Annotated in this window: 14 protein-coding genes; 8 read left to right on the top strand and 6 right to left on the bottom strand. The window is 53.7% G+C overall.

The annotated features are described in order from the left end of the window. Nucleotides 1-81: 81 nt before the first annotated feature. Nucleotides 82-1,293, bottom strand: a complete 1,212-nt coding sequence (locus tag OHL21_RS24245) for a DUF763 domain-containing protein (RefSeq protein WP_263419882.1) — start codon at nt 1,291-1,293, stop codon at nt 82-84. Between the two features lie 386 nt (nt 1,294-1,679). On the opposite strand from OHL21_RS24245, the gene OHL21_RS24250 reads away from it, so the two are divergent. The 5 genes from OHL21_RS24250 to OHL21_RS24270 all read left to right on the top strand — a co-directional run bounded on the left by OHL21_RS24250 (nt 1,680) and on the right by OHL21_RS24270 (nt 10,263). Further along, the gene (locus OHL21_RS24250) at nt 1,680-4,937 is read left to right on the top strand and encodes a TonB-dependent receptor (RefSeq protein WP_263419883.1); all 3,258 of its coding nucleotides are present in this window, start codon (nt 1,680-1,682) and stop codon (nt 4,935-4,937) included. A 185-nt stretch (nt 4,938-5,122) separates the two neighbouring features. Then, the gene (locus OHL21_RS24255) at nt 5,123-6,703 is read left to right on the top strand and encodes a sulfatase family protein (RefSeq protein WP_263419884.1); all 1,581 of its coding nucleotides are present in this window, start codon (nt 5,123-5,125) and stop codon (nt 6,701-6,703) included. Between the two features lie 103 nt (nt 6,704-6,806). Then, nucleotides 6,807-7,853, top strand: coding sequence for an alpha/beta hydrolase (locus tag OHL21_RS24260; RefSeq protein WP_263419885.1), 1,047 nt, complete (start codon nt 6,807-6,809; stop codon nt 7,851-7,853). 651 nt (nt 7,854-8,504) lie between these two features. Next, nucleotides 8,505-9,341 carry a type IV toxin-antitoxin system AbiEi family antitoxin gene (locus OHL21_RS24265; RefSeq protein ID WP_263419931.1) on the top strand — a complete coding sequence of 279 codons (837 nt, stop codon included), beginning with the start codon at nt 8,505-8,507 and terminating at the stop codon, nt 9,339-9,341. Further along, complete coding sequence (locus OHL21_RS24270) at nt 9,331-10,263, top strand: nucleotidyl transferase AbiEii/AbiGii toxin family protein (RefSeq protein WP_263419886.1); 933 nt, start codon at nt 9,331-9,333, stop codon at nt 10,261-10,263. Before OHL21_RS24265 ends, OHL21_RS24270 begins: the two co-directional genes overlap by 11 nt. A 573-nt stretch (nt 10,264-10,836) precedes the next feature. On the opposite strand, the gene OHL21_RS24275 is transcribed toward OHL21_RS24270, so the two are convergent. The 5 genes from OHL21_RS24275 to OHL21_RS24295 form a co-directional block, all read right to left on the bottom strand. Next, entirely contained in the window at nt 10,837-11,013 is a 177-nt protein-coding gene (locus OHL21_RS24275; RefSeq protein WP_263419887.1) for a hypothetical protein, read from the bottom strand. 282 nt (nt 11,014-11,295) lie between these two features. After that, a complete protein-coding gene (locus OHL21_RS24280; protein ID WP_263419888.1) occupies nt 11,296-11,580 on the bottom strand; it encodes a hypothetical protein in 285 nt (94 codons plus the stop codon). A 2-nt stretch (nt 11,581-11,582) separates the two neighbouring features. Then, nucleotides 11,583-14,057 (bottom strand): RHS repeat-associated core domain-containing protein, encoded by a 2,475-nt coding sequence (locus tag OHL21_RS24285; protein WP_263419889.1) that lies wholly within the window; start codon nt 14,055-14,057, stop codon nt 11,583-11,585. Between the two features lie 7 nt (nt 14,058-14,064). Continuing rightward, nucleotides 14,065-16,365, bottom strand: a complete 2,301-nt coding sequence (locus OHL21_RS24290; RefSeq protein ID WP_263419890.1) for an RHS repeat domain-containing protein — start codon at nt 16,363-16,365, stop codon at nt 14,065-14,067. A 1,361-nt stretch (nt 16,366-17,726) separates the two neighbouring features. Further along, nucleotides 17,727-18,950 (bottom strand): hypothetical protein, encoded by a 1,224-nt coding sequence (locus OHL21_RS24295; protein ID WP_263419891.1) that lies wholly within the window; start codon nt 18,948-18,950, stop codon nt 17,727-17,729. Nucleotides 18,951-19,869: 919 nt separating this feature from the next. Here OHL21_RS24295 and OHL21_RS24300 point away from each other — a divergent pair. The 3 genes from OHL21_RS24300 to OHL21_RS24310 all read left to right on the top strand — a co-directional run bounded on the left by OHL21_RS24300 (nt 19,870) and on the right by OHL21_RS24310 (nt 22,871). Continuing rightward, entirely contained in the window at nt 19,870-20,508 is a 639-nt protein-coding gene (locus OHL21_RS24300; protein WP_263419892.1) for an RHS repeat domain-containing protein, read from the top strand. A gap of 1,069 nt (nt 20,509-21,577) precedes the next feature. Then, entirely contained in the window at nt 21,578-21,832 is a 255-nt protein-coding gene (locus OHL21_RS24305) for a hypothetical protein (protein WP_263419893.1), read from the top strand. Between the two features lie 754 nt (nt 21,833-22,586). Beyond that, entirely contained in the window at nt 22,587-22,871 is a 285-nt protein-coding gene (locus tag OHL21_RS24310) for a hypothetical protein (protein ID WP_263419894.1), read from the top strand. The last annotated feature ends 110 nt before the right edge of the window (nt 22,872-22,981 follow it).

Raw genomic sequence — 22,981 nt, forward strand, 5'->3', positions numbered from 1 at the left:
AGCAACAGTGAAAATGCACTCGTCTGCGGGCAATTCCTTTGGAAAGCTTGCACATACTTCAAGGAAGACTCGAACAAAAGCTTAGAAGAGGGATCGTTGATTCGATGCGACGTTTCGTTTCTTTGCTCGGTCGTCAAAAACGGTCCTTCCACCAAGCGACGAGGAGATTCGACGTTCATGTTGAATCGTCGCATGGAAGTCTGCGAGTGGCTGACGTGCAGTTTCGATCGTGCGGGTCAATTCATCGAGCCGCTTGAAGCCTTGAAGCTTTTCGGTGTGGTTCAATCGGGCCGCATCGAGCGAGCGTCGAAGAACTGCCAACGATTCGTCGTACGTTTTGAGCGGAACAGGAAACGGATGTCCATCCTTGCCGCCATGAGCAAACGAAAATCGCGCGGGGTCCGAGAACCGGCTGGGCGCTCCATGGACGACTTCAGCAATTAAGGCAAGCGATTGCAGGGTTCTGGGTCCAAGCCCTTCCACCAAAAGAAAAGATGCGAAGTCCCGCAGGTCCTGTTCATGAGCGACTGCCAATACGGCGCCCAAGCGCTTCAGGTCTACATCCTTGGCCCGCACATCATGATGCGCCGGCATCGTCAGTTTGCGCGCTTCCCTCAATGATGTTTCGATAGGATCTCTGGAAATGGAGAGAAGCACATCTTGCGCTCTGCTCGCCCGAGCGTCAACCAGATTCAAAATCTCTCCCTGCGGTTTTCCCAGGATCGCCGTATGCGGATTGGAGACAAAATCCCGTACCGTGGCAGAGTGCCAGTGGTAGCGTCGAGCCGCATGGTTCTCCTGAGACATTCCCTGCTGTATGACAGCCCACTCGCCTGACTTTGTAACGACGAAGGAATGCAGATAAAGTTGAAAACCATCAGCTACTGCATTGTTGTCTACACGAGCAGTCAGCCGGCTTGTTCTCGCCAGAACTTCCCCATCGACTCCAGTTCTCATACCGAAGTGCCGGAGTTCATCCGGCGTGCGAACGGAATGACGTCCGCGTCCTCCGCAGACCATAATGCCGAGATCGGCAAAACGTGGATTGAGACCTCGCTTCAGCGCCCCCATCACCGAGGTGGTGATGCCGGACGAGTGCCAATCCATTCCCATGACCGCGCCAAAGGCCTGAAACCAGAACGGATCGCTAAGACGCGTGAGCAACTCGCTCACACCATACTCCATCACAATATGCTCGCTGATGGCTGTTCCCAACTCAGTCATTCTGGTTGCGAGCCATGGTGGAACTCTTCCCCCGTGCAGTGGAAGATCGGCTGTGCCGGACCGCTTCACTTTACTTCTCTTAAGCTCCCTCACTTATTTTCGCTTTGCATTCGCCCCAGCGCAATCCCTTTAACAAGACCTCGGCGGCAGATTACCTGGGGACTAGAGGTCCAGTGCCGATTTCGGCAGATCTCATCGCGACCCGACACATCACTCAGTTGTGAACCTTCACGTCCCTCCATCCGCTCAACATTGACGTGAAGGCATGTGGACGTTACCTTAAGCCTGTGATCGCTTCTGCACAGAACCGTTGTTGCCGCTGTTGCTGTAACTAGCAGGCACCAGTTCGTCGCGCTCACAATCCACCACACCCATTCCAACAGACCATTTCAGATGAGTCCCCGTCGCATCCTCAGGGATTCGTCTACGCTGCCCCAGCAGCCTGGAGTCTTTCCGTGCCCTACTCTTTGTCGATCCGCCCTCGGCGACCTGCTCTCACGACTCTTGCATTTGTAGTCCTGGCAGTTTCTGGTTCTGCACTCGCCCAAACTACGGGGACCGGGACCATCACTGGAACTGTTACGGATGCAAGCGGTGCACGCATCCCCAAAGCACGGGTAACAGTGACTGAAGCCTCCACTCATCTGCAGCGTTCGACAGTAACCAATGCGGAAGGTCTCTACGTGGTGCCGGCGTTACGTTTGGGCACCTACTCCATCGTGGTGGAGAGTGACGGCATGGCGCCCACACACCGGGATGACGTTGTGCTCGACGCAGACTCAACGCGCAGCGTCGACCTGGTCGCGTCCGTCGGAAGCACATCCGATGAGGTCATCGTCACCACTGCACCGCCGACCATTGAAAATGCATCCGGCGCACTGGGCGGCGTGATCTCCGGAACCCAGGTGACGGAGTTGCCACTGAATGGAAGAAACTTCAGTCAGCTCCTGACGCTGGGAACGGGCGTCTCCTCTTCTCAAACGGGGCTGCGTATGGGCAGCGGTCAGGAGGGCAATCCGTTGCTGTCTATCAACGGCGGCCGACAGAATGCGAACGCGTTTACCTTCGACGGCGTGTTGGCCATGGACACCGGCGGCAATCGCGGCATTAACCTCTTTCCACCGCCAGAGGCAATCGGCGAAATACAGGTGCACACCAGCAACTACACGGCCGATACCGGATCCTACGGATACGGACAGGTCAACGTGGTTACGCGAGCGGGAGGTGCGGCCTATCACGGCGATGTGTATGAGGTGTTCGCCAACGATGCACTTAATGCGAAGAACTACTTCAACACACAGAAGCCGCCGCTGAAAGACAACAACTTCGGATACGATCTCGGCGGTCCCGTGGTACCGGGCGCGAAGAGTAGCCTCGCAAAAGGCCTGTTCTTCTTCTTCTCAGAGGCATGGGACAAACGCACCGGTCCGGAACTTACCTCCTTCACCTCCCCGCCGCAAAGCACCTTCACGGGAGCCGTCCCCACGCTCGCAATGCGTTCCGGAGACTTCTCCGCCATCTCAACCACGATCAAAGATCCTTCAACGGGCCTGCCCTACGCCGGGAACCGTATTACCAATATCGATCCCAATGCACTGATCCTGCTGAACGCATACATTCCGCTGCCGACCAACGCAGCGGCCGCGGGCGGCAGCACCAACTGGGTCGCGAGTCCGAAGAGCAGAACGGAATGGCGCGAAGAACTCGCGCGTGTCGATCTCAATCTCGGTGAGCGGGACAGTGTGCTTCTGCGGTATGCGCATGACAGTTGGTCTCAGGCACAGGCGATCCTTAAGCCATCCAACCAGGCCTTCACCACGATCGGCGGCAACTTCGCCAAACCCGGATCGAGCACGGTCGTTCAGTGGACACATATCTTCGGGCCGCGTGTGGTGAATCAAGCCATCCTTGGATACAGCCGGAATCAGATCACGCAGACACCGAATGCGGCAGCGCAACGGCCCTCCGGATTGAGAATCCCATCGCTCTTCAACGCGAATCTGACGAACGTCATCCCCTCCATCTCGTTTGGTGGAGGCTACAGCGGCATCGGCGCTCAGGGCCTCACCAACAATACGAACAACGTGTTCACCTACCGCGACGATCTCACCTACCAGCTTGGTGTCCACACGCTGAAAGCTGGATTCAATGTGTTACGCATCCAGAAGTTCGACCGCTTTCCATACGCAGGACAGGCCGGTACCTTCACCTTCGACGGCAGCATTACAGGGAACGCAATCGCGGACTTCCTCACCGGCCGCGCCTTCTCTTACACGGAGCAAGGCGCCATCCCGAATGTCTACCTCTTCTCGAACATGTATGAGGGCTACATCCAGGACACCTGGAAGGCGAGGCCGAACCTGACCATCGACTACGGCGTGCGTGACACCATCTACACCGGCGCTCCGAACGGTTACGACAAGTACGACCACATCAGCACCTTTATCCCTTCGCTCTATGTGGCCGCAAATGCTCCAACGGTTCTGCAGGCCAACGGTGCACTGGTCAGCGGTACAGGCGATCCGACCAACGGGCTGATTACACCTGCAAATCAGAAGGGTCTCCATTACCCGCGCTCTCTCAGCGAACTGCGCAACAACATTGGACCGCGCGTCGGCTTCGCATACACGCCTGGAAGATCCGGCCTGACAGCGATCCGTGGCGGCTTCGGAATCTTCTATCACTGGGACAATGACAACCACGAGAATGGCAGTCAGAATCCACCTTTCTCGAAGTCCGGCACGGCGTATGGGGTCTCGCTCAGCTCCTTCGGCAACACCTCCGCGACAACGTTTCCTCCAACGCTGAACGTCTGGGATCCCCGCAAGCTCTATGCAACGATCTCGCAGTACAGCCTGACAGTAGAGCAGCAACTCCCGTTCGCGACTGCGTTGAGCATCAGCTATGTCGGCAATCAGGGACGCCATCTTGACCAGACGCCTAACATCAACCAGTTGCAGCCAGGGCAGTTGCCGGCATCCGGCACAAACGTAAACTATCTGCGCCCTTACAAGGGCTACGCCGCGATCAACTACGATGTGCGCTCCGCTTCCGCAAACTACAACGCGCTGCAGGTGAATCTGCGCCGTCGTTTCCAGCATGGCTTGTCCTTTGGAGCCGCATACACATGGTCGAAGGCGCAGGTGCAGCAGGTCGGCCAGAGCCAGTTCTTCAACGAACGCGGCCTGAACTCATACGACCGGACGAACATCGTGACGCTGAACTACGTCTGGCAGCCAGCGTTCTTCCGTCAAGGAAATCTCGCCCAGAAGGTACTGCTCGCAAACTGGGAACTGAGTGGCATCACCAACCTGCAGAGCGGACTGCCGTTCACCGCGTCCACTTCTACGGACGTCGCCCGTGTTGGCAACACGGGGCAACGGCCCAACAGACTCGGTCCCATCTCGTACCGGCCGCGTTCCGTCACAAATTATTTCAGTGCCTCCTCGTTTGCGGCAGCGGCCTCCGGCACCTTCGGCAACGAACGGCTCGGCGATATCCGCGGACCGGGAATAGACCTGTGGCAAGTAAACATTGCGAAGAACATTCCCATCGAACGCGTCTCGCTCAAATTCGAAGGGCAGTTCTACAACATCTTCAATCATGCAAACTTCAATGGCATGGGATTGACCTTTGGTTCAGTAGCATTCGGTACGCTCACCAGCGCACTCGATCCTCGCAATATTCAATTCCGGCTGAAAGCATCGTTCTAACTAACCCGCGTCGAAGCTGGAGCATTTTCCCTATAGGTGTAGAGTAGGGTTTCCACATCTATGAACGTTTTCCGCAATGAAAACGCCGCTGCACTCTTCTTTCGGGATACCGAGCAACAGGGAAAATGCTGTGGTTGCCCAACAGTGAAACCGCTGTCTAATCTTGATGGCAAGGAATATCGAAGATGGCCGATTACTTATCCAATGATCTTTCGAGGCGGACCTTTCTTGGCAACTCAGCCCTTGCGGCCGGAGCGCTGATGACAGGCATCGCAGCCAAAGCCGCCCAGGCAAAGTCGCGCCCGAACATCTTGTTCATCATGACCGACGATCATGCCGCGCAGGCTATGAGTTGCTATGGCAGCAAGATCAACCAGACACCCAATCTGGATCGGATCGCGAAGGAAGGCATGCGCATGGACCATGTCTTCGCTACGAACGCGATCTGTACTCCAAGCCGCGCCACCATTCTGACTGGAAAGTACAGCCACCTTAATGGTGTGCCGATCTTCAACCGTTTCGACGGATCACAGCCGACCGTTGCGAAGTATCTGCAAAGCGCCGGGTACTACACGGCGATGATCGGGAAGTGGCACCTGGGCAGCGATCCTACTGGGTTTGACTATTGGAATATCCTCCCTGGACAAGGCGTGTACAACGATCCGGTCTTTTACGACAAGGATGGCTCCACGCAGATTAAGGGGTACTGCACGGATATCATCGCCGACCTGACGATTGAGGCATTGAAGGGCCGCCCCAAGGACAAGCCGTTCTTCATGATGTCGCACCATAAGGCTCCGCACCGTGAGTGGACGCCCGACGAAAAGCACAGGAAGCAGTTTGAGAACAAACACATCCCCGAACCCGAAACGCTGCGGGATGATTACGCCGGGCGTACCGATGCTTTACGCGAACAGAAGCAATCTGTATTCCGGGATCTGACATGCACCGACCTGAAGCTGGTTCCGCCGGCCGGCCTCTCAACCGAGGAACAGAAGCAGTGGCTCGCTGCAAAGCCAATGGAAGTTGAGATCGAAGTGGATGGCGTAAAGAAGACCTTGACCGGCAAGGAGCTGGAGGACTGGAAGTACCAGCGGTACATGCGCGATTATCTTGCCTGCGTCCAAAGCGTAGATGACAACGTCGGCCGTGTTCTGGACTGGCTGCAGGCCAATGGGCTGCGGGACAACACGATCGTCATCTACACCAGCGATCAGGGATTCTTTTTAGGCGAGCATGGGCTGTTCGACAAGCGGTTCATGTATGAGGAGTCACTCCGCATGCCGTTTGTCGTGCGTTGGCCCGGAGTCATTAAGCCCGGTACGGTCTCGGAAGCGATTGGCATCAATTGCGATTTCGCACCTACGTTTCTCGACGCCGCCGGTCGATCCGTTCCTGCAGACATGCAAGGCCGCAGTTTCCTTCCGATCTGGAAAGGACACACGCCGAAAGACTGGCGCCATGCCATGTACTACCGCTACTACCACGATCCAGGAGATCACAACACGCGAGCGCACTACGGCGTCCGCACAGACGAATACAAGCTGATCTACTTCTGGAAAAAAGATCAGTGGGAGTGCTATGACCTGGTGCATGATCCCTTGGAGATGCACAACATCTATAACGAGCCCAGCGCGCAACCGCTGGTTGCGAAGTTGAAGCAGGAGCTATACCGCCTCAAGAAGGAAGTGAAGGATGATGACCAGTTTGCGGAGACGCAGCCAACGGATTCATCTTACGTCCCGGCACCACCCAGAAAACGATAGTGCCACGGCGCGGTTGACGAGCGTCTGAGATCCGAAATAACCCAGAACGACTTCTCGTGCGACGCTCCGGAACCTGCGATATTGGTTGGCGGAGGCGGATCGAATGAAACTGCACCTTGTTGTGGCAGTGTTGTCGGTAGGGCTGGCGGCGGCTGCGCAGGAAAATCCTGCGGCGAAGATTACGGAGAACCATGCGGTGACGGAGGCGGATGGCACGGTGCGGGAGCAGCGAGTGATCCCGCTGCCGCAGTGGCTTAGTCCTGAGGCGAAGGCTTGGCTGAGCAGTCCCATCGCGGCGGATGCAGATGTGCCGCAGACGATTGAGCAGCGGCGTGCGATGCAGGATGCTTCGCAGGCGCGCCATCGCGATGAGCTGCTGAAGATGTTTGCGGTGACTGTGAGAGACAGCACGGTGGGGAGCGTGCCGGTGCGCGAGGTGGTTCCGGCGGCGGTGAAGCACAAGGACCGCGTGCTGATCTGCCTGCATGGCGGCGGATTCAATGCAGATTCGGGATCATACTCGGAGTCGATCCCGGTGGCGGGGCTGACGGGCGTGCGCGTGGTGAGTGTGTTGTACCGGCTGGCTCCGGAGAATCCATTTCCTGCGGGAGTGGACGACGTGATTGCGGTGTACAAGGAGCTGCTGAAGACCTACAAGCCGAACCGCATCGGCATCTTCGGCAGCAGCGCAGGCGCGATGCTCACGCTGGAAGCTGCAGTGAAGATGAAGCAGCTGAAGCTGCCGATGCCGGCGGCGCTTGGACCGTTCTCCTCGTCAGCGAGCATGATGGAGGGCGGCGATTCACGGTCACTGTACAACACGGCTGGATGGCGCGGGTATGTGCCGATCCAGGATGGAACACAGAATGCCGAATATGTGGGAAAGACGGACCGGCGCGATCCGGTGTTGTCGCCGATCTATGCCGATGTGCATGACATGCCACCAACGCTGTTCATCACCAGCGAGCGTGATCTGCTGCTGAGCGCAACGAGCACTTTGCATCGCGCGTTTCTGCGCGCGGGAAACCGGTCGCAGCTGATTGTCTTCGACGGCCTGCCGCATTGCTTCTGGAACAACAATCAGCTGCCGGAGTCGCGCGAGGCTTGGGAGTATATGGCGGAGTTCTTTGACCGGGAGCTTGGGCGCTGAGGTTGGCTTTTGTTTCGTTGTTCATGCAGGGTCGCATTCTGTTGGACTGGACATGACGAACCCTCTTCGTCCGAGCGAATTGCTCGCTTTCCGGTGAAAGTGCTTCTCCCTAAGAGCATCCAAGCCAGGAGCAACTCCATCCATCAGGAGTGAAAAAACCATCGAGCGTAGGCCAACGGAAGCCCGGGAAACGCGGATCAGCAACAGCACCAGAACACAGTGCTGTTCATAGCGGTAGCTGGAAATTTGACACCAAATGACACCAAACTGATCAGAGAGGGTCGGCTTGGTCCCGGCATCTATTTGATTTATAAGGGGTTATTTGGTGGACCTGATCGGGATCGAACCGATGACCTCTTCCATGCCATGGAGCAGCCAAAATGCTAAGTTATTGACGGAAAATGAGTTATAAGTCGGCAAAACCGGCAAAATCGGCCTAATTGGCGATATTTGCGACAAGAATGCGACAAGCTTTTTTGCTACAAACTTTTCACCAAGCGGAGCACGGGCTGGATGTGGGGCCAGCCCAAAACTTTCTTCAGTTTGAGATTTGTCTGTTTTGTGCGTCCAAGACGCACAATTGTTGAGTTCAATAAACCTTTACAGCTGGTTTGAATATGCCTAATAATGTGCGTCATGGACGCACAAAGAATGAATCGGCTAAACCATCTGCTCCTGAGCCTACCGGAAGGATTCCTAGCAGACAGCATATGGCTCCAGGACCAGGGCCTCTCCCGTTCGTCCATACGTGACTATGTGGATCGGGGATGGCTCGAAAGAGTAGCTCCGCGCGTCTACCGGCGCCCCAGTCAATCGGCCAGGGCCTCGCTATCTTGGGAGGTTGTTGTGCTCTCACTTCAACAGATCATGCACAAACCTCTCCATATAGGAGCTCGGACAGCCCTCGGACTGGCCGGATATGCTCACTACGTCGAAGCCGGCGAAACTCCCCGGGTCTACCTGTATGGTTTGGACTTCCCCTCCTGGCTTACCAAACTACCGACAGCGAGTCAGTTTGAAACCCGTTCTACAAGACTGTTCGGCTCGGATACCGGAGTTGAGGCGAGGCGTTATGACATGCGCTCTGGCGAAGCATCGGGATCTCCCCGGGATGCTGAAAACAAAAAACCTTGGGAGTGGGCTTTGATGATGTCCGTTCCTGAACGAGCGATCCTGGAGATGATCGATGAACTGCCTCATCACGAGAGCTTTCACCAAGTTGATGTCATGATGGAAGGCTTGGCTAATCTCCGCCCTCAACTCTTGGGGAAACTCCTGCAGGAATGCACGAGTGTGAAGGTTAAGCGGCTTTTCCTCTGGTACGCGGATAGGCATCGGCACGCCTGGCTCAAACGCTTGGATCAGTCGTCAGTTGACCTCGGAAAAGGAAAACGCCAACTGGTTCCCCATGGCCATTTCGACGCGCGCTATCAGATCACGCTTCCGACGGAACTCTTTCCTGTGGGAGCCAGCAACGATGGCCAATGAAGCTTTTGAAGCGCAAGTTGCTCTTCTCGTCCGGGTATTGCCATATGTGGCGACTGAGAATTGCTTTGCCCTCAAGGGCGGTACAGCAATCAATCTTTTCGTCCGAGATCTCCCGCGCTTTTCCGTGGACATCGATCTGGTTTATCTGCCAATTGAAGATCGAGAAGCATCGCTTCTGGGAATACGAGCTGCGCTGAATCGCATCGTCCAGAAGATTCGCAAAGCGCTCCCTGACAGCATCGTTAACGACACAGCCAACGCGAATGGGACTCTCATCCTGGTTCGTCAAAGAAGTGTCCAGATCAAGATCGAAGTCACTCCCGTTCTTCGTGGGACAGTCCATCCCATTGAGGTGAAGGCTGTCCGCCCCCTGGTAGAAGAGCGGTTTGGGTTTGCTGAGATCCAGGTCGTTTCATTTGCCGATCTTTATGCGGGAAAGCTGGTTGCCGCTCTTGACCGTCAGCATCCTCGGGACTTGTTTGATGTCCGATACCTGCTCGCGAATGAAGGGATCAACAGAACTCTTTTCCAAACCTTTCTTGCCTACATCCTTGGTCACAATCGTCCCGCTCACGAGGTCCTGCACTCCCGCTTGAAAGACATCCAACAAGCGTTCGACAAGGAATTTGTAGGAATGACCGTCGATGAAATCTCCTTAGATGACCTTCTCGCAACCCGAGAGCAATTGGTTTTTGAAATCCATTCGCGTTTGGACGAAGCGTCTCAGCTCTTCCTGAGTTCCTTTCACACGCTCAATCCCAACTGGGAACTCATCGACTTTCCTACCGTTCGCAACCTTCCTGCGGTCCGGTGGAAGCTTCTGAATCTAGAACGATTGCAAATGGAAAATCCAGAGAAGTACCAAGAGCTTCTTGAAAATCTTGCGGCTATGTTTAGGTACCTCCACTCGATCAGAAAGTGACGTTAGAAGTCCGTAGCGTCGCCAGAAAGGGCAATTGTATGGGCAGACTCCCTTTCGGTGAGTCCGACTTTATCGTTCATAAATGCTCCTGCTTGCTGAAGCCCAAGAATACTTTTCGACATCAGTTCCGGCATGATTAGCCTTGTCCAGTTGGCCTTCTGGTTCCGCGAGCGCTATTTCAGCAATCAATCCGACTTTGCTGTGTATTTGGTCGAGGACACACCCTAGGGAGCTCAAGGTAAATTGAAACATTTGCTAATGGTGAAAGCAGAAATCCCGTAATCAACCCAAGACAGTACATTTTCACAGACAGATCCTCAAATTTTCCTTCGGTGACTTCCGTCATGAGCCAGCTTGCTTGTAACAGTTAAGCCCGCGAAAACTCGTGTGCAAAGTCTCCAAATCAGCCGGCTGCCTGTTCTCCATTAACAGGCCAATAATGTGGAGCAAACTGGAAACGTGGAAACTGCTCCATCCGAACATTGTTCGCGTCCGGGTTTCAAGAAACGTGGCGAATTCATGGTTACCCACGGTGCGGATGAAATTGCCGGGAGTCGAACCAAGAGGCAAACTTCAGTCCGCCCCGCCGGCGCGTACCCGGATCGTGAATTCCAGCGCCTCTTTGTAGCTGAGCCTGCGGTCCTTCGCCTCGGCCATCAGGGGGTGGAAGATGATCTCATCCTGCGGCGTAGGGCATGCCAGGCGTTCCAACCGGCGGATTCTGGAGGTGAACTCTTCAGGAAAATCCATGGTTGCTCCGAATTGTCGAACGAGAGAAGATTTGAAACGCTACTTAGCATTGTGCACGCTTCGTTGCTCATTCCACTCACGTTCACCCACAGAAACCTCAGGGATTCTTGCAGTTCCTATTTTGGGGGTGACGGGTCGCAGCGCCAACCCGATGCGTAAACATCGTGCTCTTCAAACGCAGTAGCAACCAGACTGGAGGACATGGTGTAGACGCATCAAGCCAGCAAGATGTAGCGGAAATAGGGGAGCACGTTAGCGGCAGGTCAGAGCCTCCAAGGCTGATCAGGATTTCTTCAACGCCTTAGCGAGTCCGGCTATTCCCAACGCCAGTGGAAACGTGCCGACAACGAGAACTGCTAACCCGGTGCTCGTAGGTTCACTGAAAAATGCCCACCACATGCATCCCCCGATCAGCAGGAAGAAAGTCGACAAAAGGATGAAGCCCAATCTCTGGATAGTATTCTGCGGAGCTTTACCGATCCAAGCATTCGAAAATGTCTTCTGTTCGAGCAACATTTTCTTAACTGGATCATAAGAAGGATCCTTATGGTCATGATCCGAGTTCATAGCTATCTCCCTCCCTGCAGAAGGTAACGGCATGTCACGAAATCACTCCCTAGCGAGAACAACCCACCAACGGAATCCAAAGTTGCACTTGTCCCTACGGTTTGGCTTTGATTGATACCTCTTTCGTTCTCATGCCCATTTCGTGCCATTCTAAACTCTTGTGAAACCGTCAAGGACTCGCTTCCTGTTGTGTGCCCTCCCAGCCCATTATTTCTTAGAGATGCACCGACTATGCACATAGCCGCAATGTCCGCTTCGCTTAGCTTGCGTTGCGAAGCAGGGGTGTACGCACGCATTGAAGGATAAAAAGGACCTTTGTGGTTGGGATCAACTGGAATGTAGCCAGTCGAGATTCCAGTCGACACGCTGTAGTCTCCCAGTCGAGTATTACCGAACGTCTGCGTCATTGAACCCATGAGTGAACCGTCCTTATTCTTTGTCGAGCAAGACGCACAATTTGCAATATTCGTTGTTGACGTTCCATCTACATTGGAATTGACGACGATCTGGTCTGAATTGGAAAAGGTGTGGACATCTCCAGCGGAATTCACCGTTCCTTCCGCCCAATATCCTCCCGTTTCACTGCACTCTCCGACGCTAGAGTGATGATCGATACCATCCTTATCAACGCCGTCTCCCGCATTGTTCAAGTACACGCAATCGAGGCCATTTGGATCGACGTTCTTAAGAGGATTATTTCTCACATAGCTGTACAGATTCCAACTCTGCGGATCAGCGGGATTCTGATCTACGAAGGGCTGATCTGGGGACATGAACCTGCCCATCGTCGAGTTGTAGTACCTGGCCCCGAAGTAGTCGAGCCCGGATTCTTGATCCCGTTCTTTGCCGGTGAAAAGATGTTCCGTTGCGTCAGAACCAGAACCGCCCGATCCGGAATAGCTGATCAAATCATCCCCGAACGGAAGACTTGTCCATGAGCTTTCAGATGCACCATTGTAAGCCGTCTGGACATGCTTGGTGCCTAGCCAGTCCGCCAGAGCGAAATGTAGGTTGCCAGCAACCGGTGTAGTACCACCGTTATCGTTCTGATAGGTCGCAACCAACCTACCGGCCGCGAACGCATTAGTGTGCGTCCACGTCATCGAACCATTCGCTGCCACGCTCATTTCGGTCATCTGTTCTCCGTTAGGACCATGAACATAAGCCGCAGTCTGCACGAAACCGTTCGAGTCGGTATTGCAGCTCCAACTGGTGATCGTGCCTTTCGCCACACGACGACCTTCGGCGTCATAAATATACTGCTCCATCACAAGAGGAAGGCCTGCTACAGGAGGGGGCGCCTGAACCGCGCACAAGCGCCCTTCCCCATCAAATAAATACAGATTCTTGCCATCGTTCGTGATATTGCCACTGTCATCGTATCCAGGTACCCCGCTATTTGTACTCTTGATACGGTTGTTGCTACTGTCATAGTCAGCTGAGATTTGACTTGTGGTGCCCCCGCTGCTCTGACATGAAATACCATCGCTAACTAAGAATCCCTGGGTCGAGTTGTTCTGTCCAAGACGGTTGCCAAAGGAGTCATAGTTCCAACAAAAGTATGGTCCCATCTGCTGCGGAACCGGTCCCGTCTGCGCATTTCCGCTGGATAGACGATTCAAACTGTCATAGCCGAAGCTCCACTGGCCCATCACCTTATCGATATATGCCGCAATGTTTCCATTCGCTGCGTATCCGGTTGCTGTCCCGTCCGTTCGGTAAGTTGTCGTGGTCGGATCGGTTGTAACGCCAAATGAATAAACGGTTGTTCCGATTGCCGGCCCGGAGTGATCGGCGGCCGTTGCATAGACAGTGTTTGAGGTGCTCGCTGCATAGCTCCCGTCTCCGTTGTATTTGGCATACAGCTCATGTGCTCCAGCAAGCAACTGGGGGGTGGTGTATGTCGCCTGAGAAGCGCTGATGACACTCATACCTAGCAACGCACCTCGGTCATAGAATGATACCGTTCCGGTTGCTGATGTCTGGGCCATTGTGGCCGTGAGGTTGATCTGGGTGTATGGAGCAATCGCTTCTCCATGATCCCCAGTGAGCGTAACCTGTGACGGATTAACTATCTGCTGCTGGCTGAAGCTGAAGGAAGCATTGCTAAAATGCCCGCTGTCCCACTGCGAGGTACCACTAATCGCAACCGGTGCGGCACTTGTGTAACGAAGACGGAAGGTAATAACAGCTCCGTCAGCTTTGGCACTTGCGACTCCATAACACTCTCTGGAGATCAATGCTGCGAGACCTGCCGCCACCGAAGCTGGCGTTGAAAATTGGCCATAGGAAACGGTACGCGTCAATCCGTTCACATTAACAGAGACACTCCCGCTATCCCATACATTCCCAGTGGACTGTTCACCACCCAGCACAGAGATTGTCGCGGTTGTCTGAGGGGTACTTTGAGCAAGAACGCCACCACCAAGCACAAAAAGAGACAAGACGAACTTCTTCCAGTGATCGACCTTCATCATTCTCTCCTTACTTCACCGTAACGCTCAGCGCCGAGGGACGGAGGCGGCTGTCGACGTTCTGGATTGCATTCATGTGCAATCCAAGATCGAAGCTGCCTGGAGCCCCGGTCGGCAGAAAGCTATTGACGTTGTAGAGCGCGTTTGGGTGTGTCAAATCGTATGCTGAGCTAGTCACCTTACTTAGGCGGCCAGCCGCATCATAGATATTCGACAGAGTCAGGTTCCGAATGCCGTTGTCGTATTCCGTGAGATTGCCTGCGAGGTCGTAGCTCAGATGCAATGAAAATGGAGTCGTCGATGTTTTGCAATTTGCCAAGACGCACCGTTCTTCTGTCCGCACACGCCCCATAACGTCATACGCTCGAATCGACCTACGAGTTTTTGTTCTGTTTGTATTGCTACTGAAGAGCTGTGATGAGTCGCAGCCTCCTGATTGCGTCCATTCATGGGTTAGACGCCCCTTGAGGTTCGCGTTTGGGTAGCCAATCGTGGACGTATCGTACTGGTAGCAGTTTGAAGGCGTATGAGCGGGATCACTTCCGGGAGTATGGTTGGAGTCGCTGTCGCTGCTATAGGTCTTTGAGGTGATTCGGTTCAATGAGTCATAGCTATAGCTAGTAAGAACGTGGCGGGCGTCCGTTTTATAGCTTAGGTTTCCATTGAGGTCATATCCGTCAGAGGGGCATCCAGTCTCCGTGCCATTCGTACTGGTACCAAAACAGATCACTCCTGTCTCGGGATTGTGGACCCATAAAAGCTGTGACAGCGAATTGTAGCCAAACGTTCTAGTCTGGCCATGCTGGTCAACATTCGTCAGATTTCCAAGAGTGTTGTACGTGTACTGCGTGTGGTAGTTGAAGTTGTCAGGGTCTTCGTAGACATCAGTCACGCGGCCGAGGCTATCCACGGTAGTTTTTGTCTTTTTGCTTGAAGCATCGGCGCGGACGGTATCGAACCCCGCATAGCTCGCGGTCGCACAATCCTGCCCCGGTTTCAGGCAGGTAGACGTCATCCTTCCGATAGCGTCATAGGACATCTCGGTCCGATTAAGCGCCGTGCATGACGTCGCCGACGCAGAATCTGTGGGGTTGCTAATACATGAAGGCCGATCGGCAGAATCGAAGGTTCTCAGGACTACGAAACCGCCTTCATCTTTGGTGTATACATTTCTACCCAAACCATCCACGCGGCTCTCCTGAGTAGCCGCAATTGACGAATTCAGCTTTGTGGTGATCCGAACCGAATTGTTCCCTCCTCCGGAGCATCCGGATGGCGAGGAGCTCTGTGTACCATTCGCCCTTGGGAGCTTGTAGCAAAAATCCTTTTCGCCGCCATCTGGAAAGTCAACTTCTGTAATCCGTCCAACAGAATCGTATGAATAGCTTATACTCTGCTGATTTACATCCTTTACAGATGTCAATAGGCCTGTGTGGTAATCAAAACCTCGTGTAGTATCCCCAGTTGTAGGATCCGTATCGGTGGTCGGATACAAACCCGATGAATCGTACGTATAGCTGTGAGTTTTGTATCCCTTAGCGTCCTTGATGTAGCTGATCATGCCGCTGTTGGTCCATCCCGTGTGAGTCTCCGGCGATGTACCGTGATCGTTGATCTGCTTCACACTCGTTTGATGGCCAGCAATGTTGCCACCGCCGTAGTAGTCCGACTCGTCGTACTTATATTCTGTACGAGACGCCTGTGGCTCAGTAGAAGACGAGACGGTAACCGCGGAGGGAAGGTTAATCAGATTGGCATCAAGATAGCTGGAATGCGCGGAATCCGCGTACCAAAAATCCGTATGCGTATTGACTCCTCCGGTACTCACATCTCCCGGATCGGTGAGATTGTAGGTAACAGGAGTTCCGCTAATGCAATCTGATGCGGCAGAAGTGCAAACATATTCCACGACAGACGTGGTGCCATAACTTGAGTAGCTGGTTGTCGAAGTCGTTACGCCATCCGTTTCGGTGGATTCACTTGACACTTCAGTCGTTGCCACCCCTCCAGGATTGAAGAATCGCACAGTCGGCGTAGTTCTAAAGTTATTGACACGGCTTATCTTCTGAACCTTGTGACTTGGGTCTACGGTTCCTGCATAGACTGTGTGTGCCTTCTCGACTGTTGGTCCGCACGGCTCATAATAGGGGCCGGACTCGAATTCATAGACGGTATTATTTTGCTCCGGGCCGGTCACCGTAACCGAAGTTGCCGAAGGGTCAGTAGCCTTGTCGGTGGTGTAGACGGTTGCGTATTCCGTTCCGCTTCCATCGAACTCGATTCTCCGGGTTACATGGGGGCTAGACCACATGTTATTCCCCGCGTAATTGCTCGCAGGGGTTGTCCAGTAGCAGGAGGGCTGCATGCTATATTCGTAACGGACTCCCCCGCCACTCGGATACAGCAATTTCGATAATGTCCCGTATGCGAAGGCCGAGTTATCTGAAGGCGCAGAATCGTAAATGAATCCCCAAAATGTACCGTCAGGTAAGACAATGCTCTGAATTGCCGTGAATCCCGCTGCGTGGGTCTCGTAAAACCATTGGTTGAAATTACAGGCCGACCCCAATCCGTCGCCACACCCTGTCGGCTCTCCGTTTTCGACAAAGTCTTGACCTTGACGTCCCCAAAAATTTGTCCTGATGTTCAGGGAGGCATAACAGATTAAGTAGTTGACGTTTCCGCCATAGCCCGGAACCGACCATGTGTAGCTTCCAACAAGAGGCTGATTTGCTCCCTGAGTGGAGAGGTCGGGGCAACCTGTAGTACTCGAAGTAAAGTGCCAATTCGTCGAGATCTGGCGATTCACCGAATCCGTGACTCCCTGATCAGACCAGGTTACAGCGTTGCCATCTGGATCGGTTATGCTGTAAGACAGCTGCGACGATGATGGAATAATTTGATACTTTATGCCATCTGAATCTCTGATCGTTCCATTGATTGTAGATTCAGGATAAAAGTATGGATGTAACGAAGTTGGCTCAAAGAGGAGCCTGGAGCCATCAACCGATCGAAGCTTTGTCGGTGTAGCGGAAAGATAGTAGAGCGGATGTTCCGTATTAGAGGAATCAACAGCGCTATAGAGTGTCGCGACATTCACCCCATTGCTGCCATCAGTGGTTTGGGGGTATCCAGGGATGATAGCTGTGTATCCCTGATCCATGGCAATCAGAGGTCCAAATGAAGTGCCTTGTCCAGCTCTGAGGCTAGCGGGAACTAAATCGTTGTAGTACGTGAAATTACAATTGGCTCCCCCAAACCCCGTGCAGTCAGCATTTGCTTGCCACGCATTTGTATTGAGCGAAAGCGAGAAGCTCAATTTGAGCTTCCCTTTCTGGGGCAGCGAAAACAAAGGGATTTTCACCACGACATTCCGGTTAGCCACGTTCACATCGTCTACTTTGAAGTGATTGAAGACCGATCCCTGGGGGTAGCCCAAGGGCTCGTTGGGTGTTTGGGCGACTAGTGACGTTATGAGAGCTGTAACAGCTATCAATAACTGCATCCCTTTTTTCAGCCAAGTTTGAAGATGAAGCGGCGATTGTGTCTCTGCTGCAAGCGTTGGAACCACGGAATTTCCTTTTTTATTTCTCACACTCATATAGTTCAGTCCCCTACAGCACGCAGCGGCTGGAGTCACAATCATTGATAGCGTTCGATCAGCATGGCCTGCTACTGCAGCGACACCAGAACCTCAATCACGCCTTTTCCAGAATCGAGCGTACCCATGGCCTTACCGATGACGGCGCCCGTCAGCTTGCTGGAATCCGTTCCCTTCATCGCATAGCCTTCCGTCCCGGAAGAAACAAGCAGATCACCCACATCAATGGCTCCGTTTTCTGCGCTGACCTTCGTCGGCACGATACCCAGCATCGCCATCGGAGCCTCTTCTCCAGTCACAGTCCGGCCCTGACGACGGCCGGTCAACCCAGGCTTGGTGGAGTAAATACCGGCGACAAGCCTAGAGTATGGTGTCGTGGAGTGCGCGAACTTGTCCGGGGCGGTGCGGTCGATCACCAGTACATCACCGGGCTCATAAGCCTTGCGGTCGCCGGTCACATCGACCGATTCGGCGTAATCTCCGCCGCAGGTTGTGCCATTCCATGCCGTCGACTGCACAGTGCCATCCGGAAAGAGGATCGACGCGCCACCGCCGCTTATCTTGATATTGCCGTACACTTCCAGCTTCTGCGATGGATTCCACACGCCGAGCCCGACATTTCCGTTGTAGTCAATGCGCATCTTCTCGGCGGAATTGGTGAAGAAGAGGATCGGACCGCTGCTGGTTGTTCCGAGAGCCAGATTGGCCGGAATAACACCTGTTGATACTGGGACATGTGAGGTGTCAGCATACGAATTGATGAATGCGCCACGAGTTCGCACGTTTGTGCCATCGTCCCCGAAGAACCCTATTTGCCCGAGGAGCGCTCCGCCCTGCACTGCAACCCGCGACGTTGCAGTGGTACCGCCGGTGGCACCGAGGTAAAGCTCCGATCCCGCCTGATTCATGCCGCCAGCATTCATATTCAGCTGCAGTATTCCGAGACCCGGAGCCGCATTCGGATTACCACCTCCAACGAGCTGAACGAGTGGCACTTTTCCCATTACGATGGAACCGTTCGAAGTAGTGGTGTCGTAACCGAACGCAGCGTTGCCGTAGACTGTCAGCGGGGAAAAGGGTACGGTCGTCCCGGCTTTGATTCCGATGTTGCCGCTTGGAGCCTGCACCATTGATGAATTAGCAATGACAGAGCCGCTTTTGAAGTACGCAACGCCGCCGTACGTACCAGGGGAACTGTCGTTGACCGTCACACTTGTTTGGGCAAGAGCTGCGACACTTCCAAAGATTAGGAAGGCACCTGTTCTGACTAGACCAAAGCTCGATTTGCTACGCATAGATTTCTCCCTCTCCTAAAGCGATCAGTTCTCGTTACTTCGATCCCCAACGGGGATCAGCTTCATCTCCGAGTGGCCGGCAAAGTAACCGTGCGACGGTTGCCTTCGCTACACAACCCGATATGGGTCGAATGGGGGCTATACAGCTGAATGTGTTTCAGAAAACCGATTCACCGGATCCGGAATTGAGTGCCGCAGCCTGCAAACGTGAATCTCACGTCGTCCGACGAGAATGGAGAATAATCAGGCAAAGAGATACGCAGACATGCGAAAACCGAGTTCACAGAGACTCCCATCGTCAGCGTTCGTCACCGACGTTTTATTGTTTGGATTTCGTGACCTTATTTGTTGCAATGGTGTTAGTGCAATACTCAAAGGTATACATACTTTAGTGCCGCCAATGTTTATCACAATCAAAATAGGGCTATTGTCGTAGTCTGGCCACGAATGGTCGCCGCTTTAGCACTCTTCTCCACTTCAAACCCTTGCAGCCTACATACACTGATCACGCGCGGACAAGGCTCCCCTAACGGCTGCCAATGCGCTAGAATCCCAAATAGGGAGGCTTTGAAATAAGCTTCCCAGGCCTTGCCCGCTTCTTTGGATTCAACGTAGATCTCATTGATGTGCTGTGCAGCAGTTTTGTTTGTAGGGGAAATGCCAGCACAGTGAACTGAGGCAGTCATCCCATCCAACTGAAATCACATGGCCATGTGATTTAACACGGATCAGGTCCAAGCCCATCGTTCTCTGTTTGGACGACGAAGAACATGATCAATGGAGCCGGTTATGATGCCGCGGGAAATATGACTGGGGATTGGATACATAGCTACACATACGATGCCGAGGGCAATATTCTGCAGGTCGATAATGGCTCAACAGCGAAGTACGGCTACGACGGGCTGAATCACCGGGTGTCATGCAGGCCAACGGCTCAATCTATGGATATGTCTTCGATTACGCCAACAAGCGCATCTCTGGCTGGCAGTTGCCGAACGATTTCGGCAACCAGGGGCGCATCTATTGGGGCGGGCAGCAAATTGCCTATCGCGCGTGGAATCGCTCGACGTATTTCGATCACCAGGACTGGATCGGAACCGAGAGGTTGCGGACAGATCACGCTGGCGTGGTCTCGTCCACCTACAAGTCACTGCCCTGGGGTGACGGCTATACCGCCAACGAAAACGATCCCACGGGCAATGCTCTCGACAATCTCCAGTTCGCCCAACTGGATCGCGACTCAGAGACGGAAACGCATCATGCTCAGTTCCGCCAGTACTCCTCAGGACTGGGCCGGTGGTTGAGCCCAGATCCCTATGACGGAAGCCATGACGCCTCAAATCCACAGAGCTTCAATCGGTATGCCTATGTTAAGAATCCGCCGTTGATGGGAATTGACCCGAGCGGACTGGAGGAGTTTGATTGTTTTCCATCTTCAAGGAGGACAAATAGACGCTTGTCTAGGGTATTTGGGATATATCAGGAGGAGGCGGCGGCGGTGGTGGTGATGCCACGGCAAAGATCGTTACCATCTATGACATGGTCGGAAACATCTTAGATCAGTTTTCATACCTTCAACTCATGGGTGCATATTGGGGACCAGGAATTTCAGGATTCTCATATGGATCTTCTGTACCGACCGTGGATGTTGGAGGCGGTGGCGGTGGTTCCACCCCAAGTAACTTGCCAGCAATTGATACTGCGGCGATGAAGTCGTGCCTAAATAGTTTCTATAGTTCGAAGGCGGGAAAAGCGACAAATCTGCTTAGCGCAGGCTCTCTTTTGTGGGGTCCGGACGTGGGTGAAAGCTGGCTGGAGACGATTGTTGGAGGTAGTGCAAAGGCTGGTGCAATTAAAGCTGGCGAAGCGGCCGGAGCAGCTTCCCTAACGACTCTCGCTGGAAGAACCGCGATTGCATCACCCTTGAATGCATTAGCGGGACTAGCAGCTCATGGACTCCATAGTGCAGCTAAAGCACTCGGAGGCCTGGCAGTGGGCGCAGCTACAGCAGTGGACATAGCGGCGCATGCAGCTTGCGCGAACTCCGGAAACTCGATGGCAAACACTATGTTTCTAAATCAGGCAGCAAATCCTTCACCAATTCCGTAGAGGCGAGCAGATGGGGCACTTTTCAGGAAGAACAATTCACGCTTTAGTCTATTCCGGCATTGTCTTCGCCGTTGGCGTATTCGCGCATCGTTCTGGTGAGATGAGTAGAGCTTTTCGCTGGCAGGCGTTTGGTATAGCTACGATCTTGGTATACACGATCTTCGCGCTCATAACGATGCCTTGGATCAACGCGGTTGTTTCAGGTGCGCTTTTGGCAATCGAAGTTGCGATTATTCTGCAAAACCGTCGGCTCCGCGATTGAGGTTATAGATTTTCACCAGCGATCGTACCCCGCCACACTATCTTTGCTCGCTCCTGCCCTTGCCCCAAATAGGGGCATCGCCAACAACGCACGATGTGCAGCAGCAAATGCCATCTCAATTGCGAGCCTTGTTGGCATAAGCAAGGACAATTGATTCGGCCAGGCGCTGCTTGGGAACGATATTTCGACAGCTTCCAATCTCGTCTTTGGCCCCGGTCGGTTGAGTTCAGCTGGTCAAGCGGCTATAAGCAGTCCCTTGAAATACAACGCGATCAACTACACGGCTGCACAGTACGGTGCAATGGATAGCGGCACGGGGCGTTGGCTTAATATCGGCAGCCTTGATGAAATGGGCAATCCTAGTGCAGTGTTCAAAGGTTTGTCGGTTGCAGAGACTGCTGCCGGGAAGGCTATATCGGAGGCAGCGGGCGTTTTCACCGCCGCAACATTAGCCTTCGACGCTGGTGCCTATGCCTACGCCTACGCAAAGTGTTCAGGAGTCATTCACTAATGGGAAGCCTGCAACAGTTTATGTTCGGGAGAAGGGAGGGTAAAAGAGGTGAGACTCTGCCTTTCACTCGTTGGGACATACTCCTGTCCGTGATGCTTGGAGTCGCGCTTATGGTGGCGATTGCATACAGTGCGGAGCCTCACAGAGGATGGACTCTGAAAAGAGGGCTAGTGGTGGGATCTATTGTGATGTTTGCGATCTATGCCGCCCAGAATCGTAAAGTGGCTCTCGGATGTGCGTTCGGTCTGGTGGCTGTACGGATGGGGATCGGGATAATGACCGGTCCATATTCCCTCGCCTTTATAGCCGGAACTATCGTTATGGTGTGCGCTGCTTGGCTGCTGCTGCACAATCTTGAGTGAACTAATGATCGATACAACTACGATGCACTCTCACTTTTGTGCATATGGTATTACCTAAGCAACGGGCAACAGAACAAGCCAGCCTATCCTCTATTGAATACATGAAATCAGAATTGTGGAGCAGATGCTAGCGCAGCTCTGCATGCTGAAACCGGAAAGATTCTGAGTGGTGACTGGGTTGGCTCTACCGCTGCTGGTGTCCTTGTACGCGCAGTGACCATTGGAGATGTCACTGTCTCTGGCGTTGGTCAAGGGGCTGCGATCAGCTTTGCCGGGCGAACGCTTTACTACGGAGCTAGGGGACTTCTGAACGGGGCAACTACAGGAAGAGCCTGCGCTATCAGCAGCGGTGTCACTTCACTCTTTGATAATCTGACGGGACAGGATTACTGATGCGAGACTATGCTGACGATTACATCAAGGGATCGGGCCAACCTATGAGCGGCACGCTCAAGACGGTGCTGAAATTAGCAACTCTTGGGTTTGTCTCCGCGGCAGCGACCGACCTACTGAAGACTCATACGCCGGTTCAGGCGCGCTTGGCCGAGCTTGTCGGTCTTCTGTCCGGTGTACTTACTCAGCAGATAATCCCTCCGAGGCTCAGTCTGCGGAAGCTGCTTCTGGTCTTATTGGGGATATGTGCTGTGATGGGCATCCTCTTCTACTTGCATCTCTGAGTTGGTCGTTGCGGCTGTCCTTCGGGGCGGCCTTGCTGCGTCTAGGCCTCCATCCAGCCTCCGTGCCGCTCTGGAGAAAGGGTACGTTGAAGAGTTCGATATGCACGAGA

The organism is Terriglobus albidus (genome assembly GCF_025685425.1).
Taxonomy (GTDB): domain Bacteria; phylum Acidobacteriota; class Terriglobia; order Terriglobales; family Acidobacteriaceae; genus Terriglobus; species Terriglobus albidus.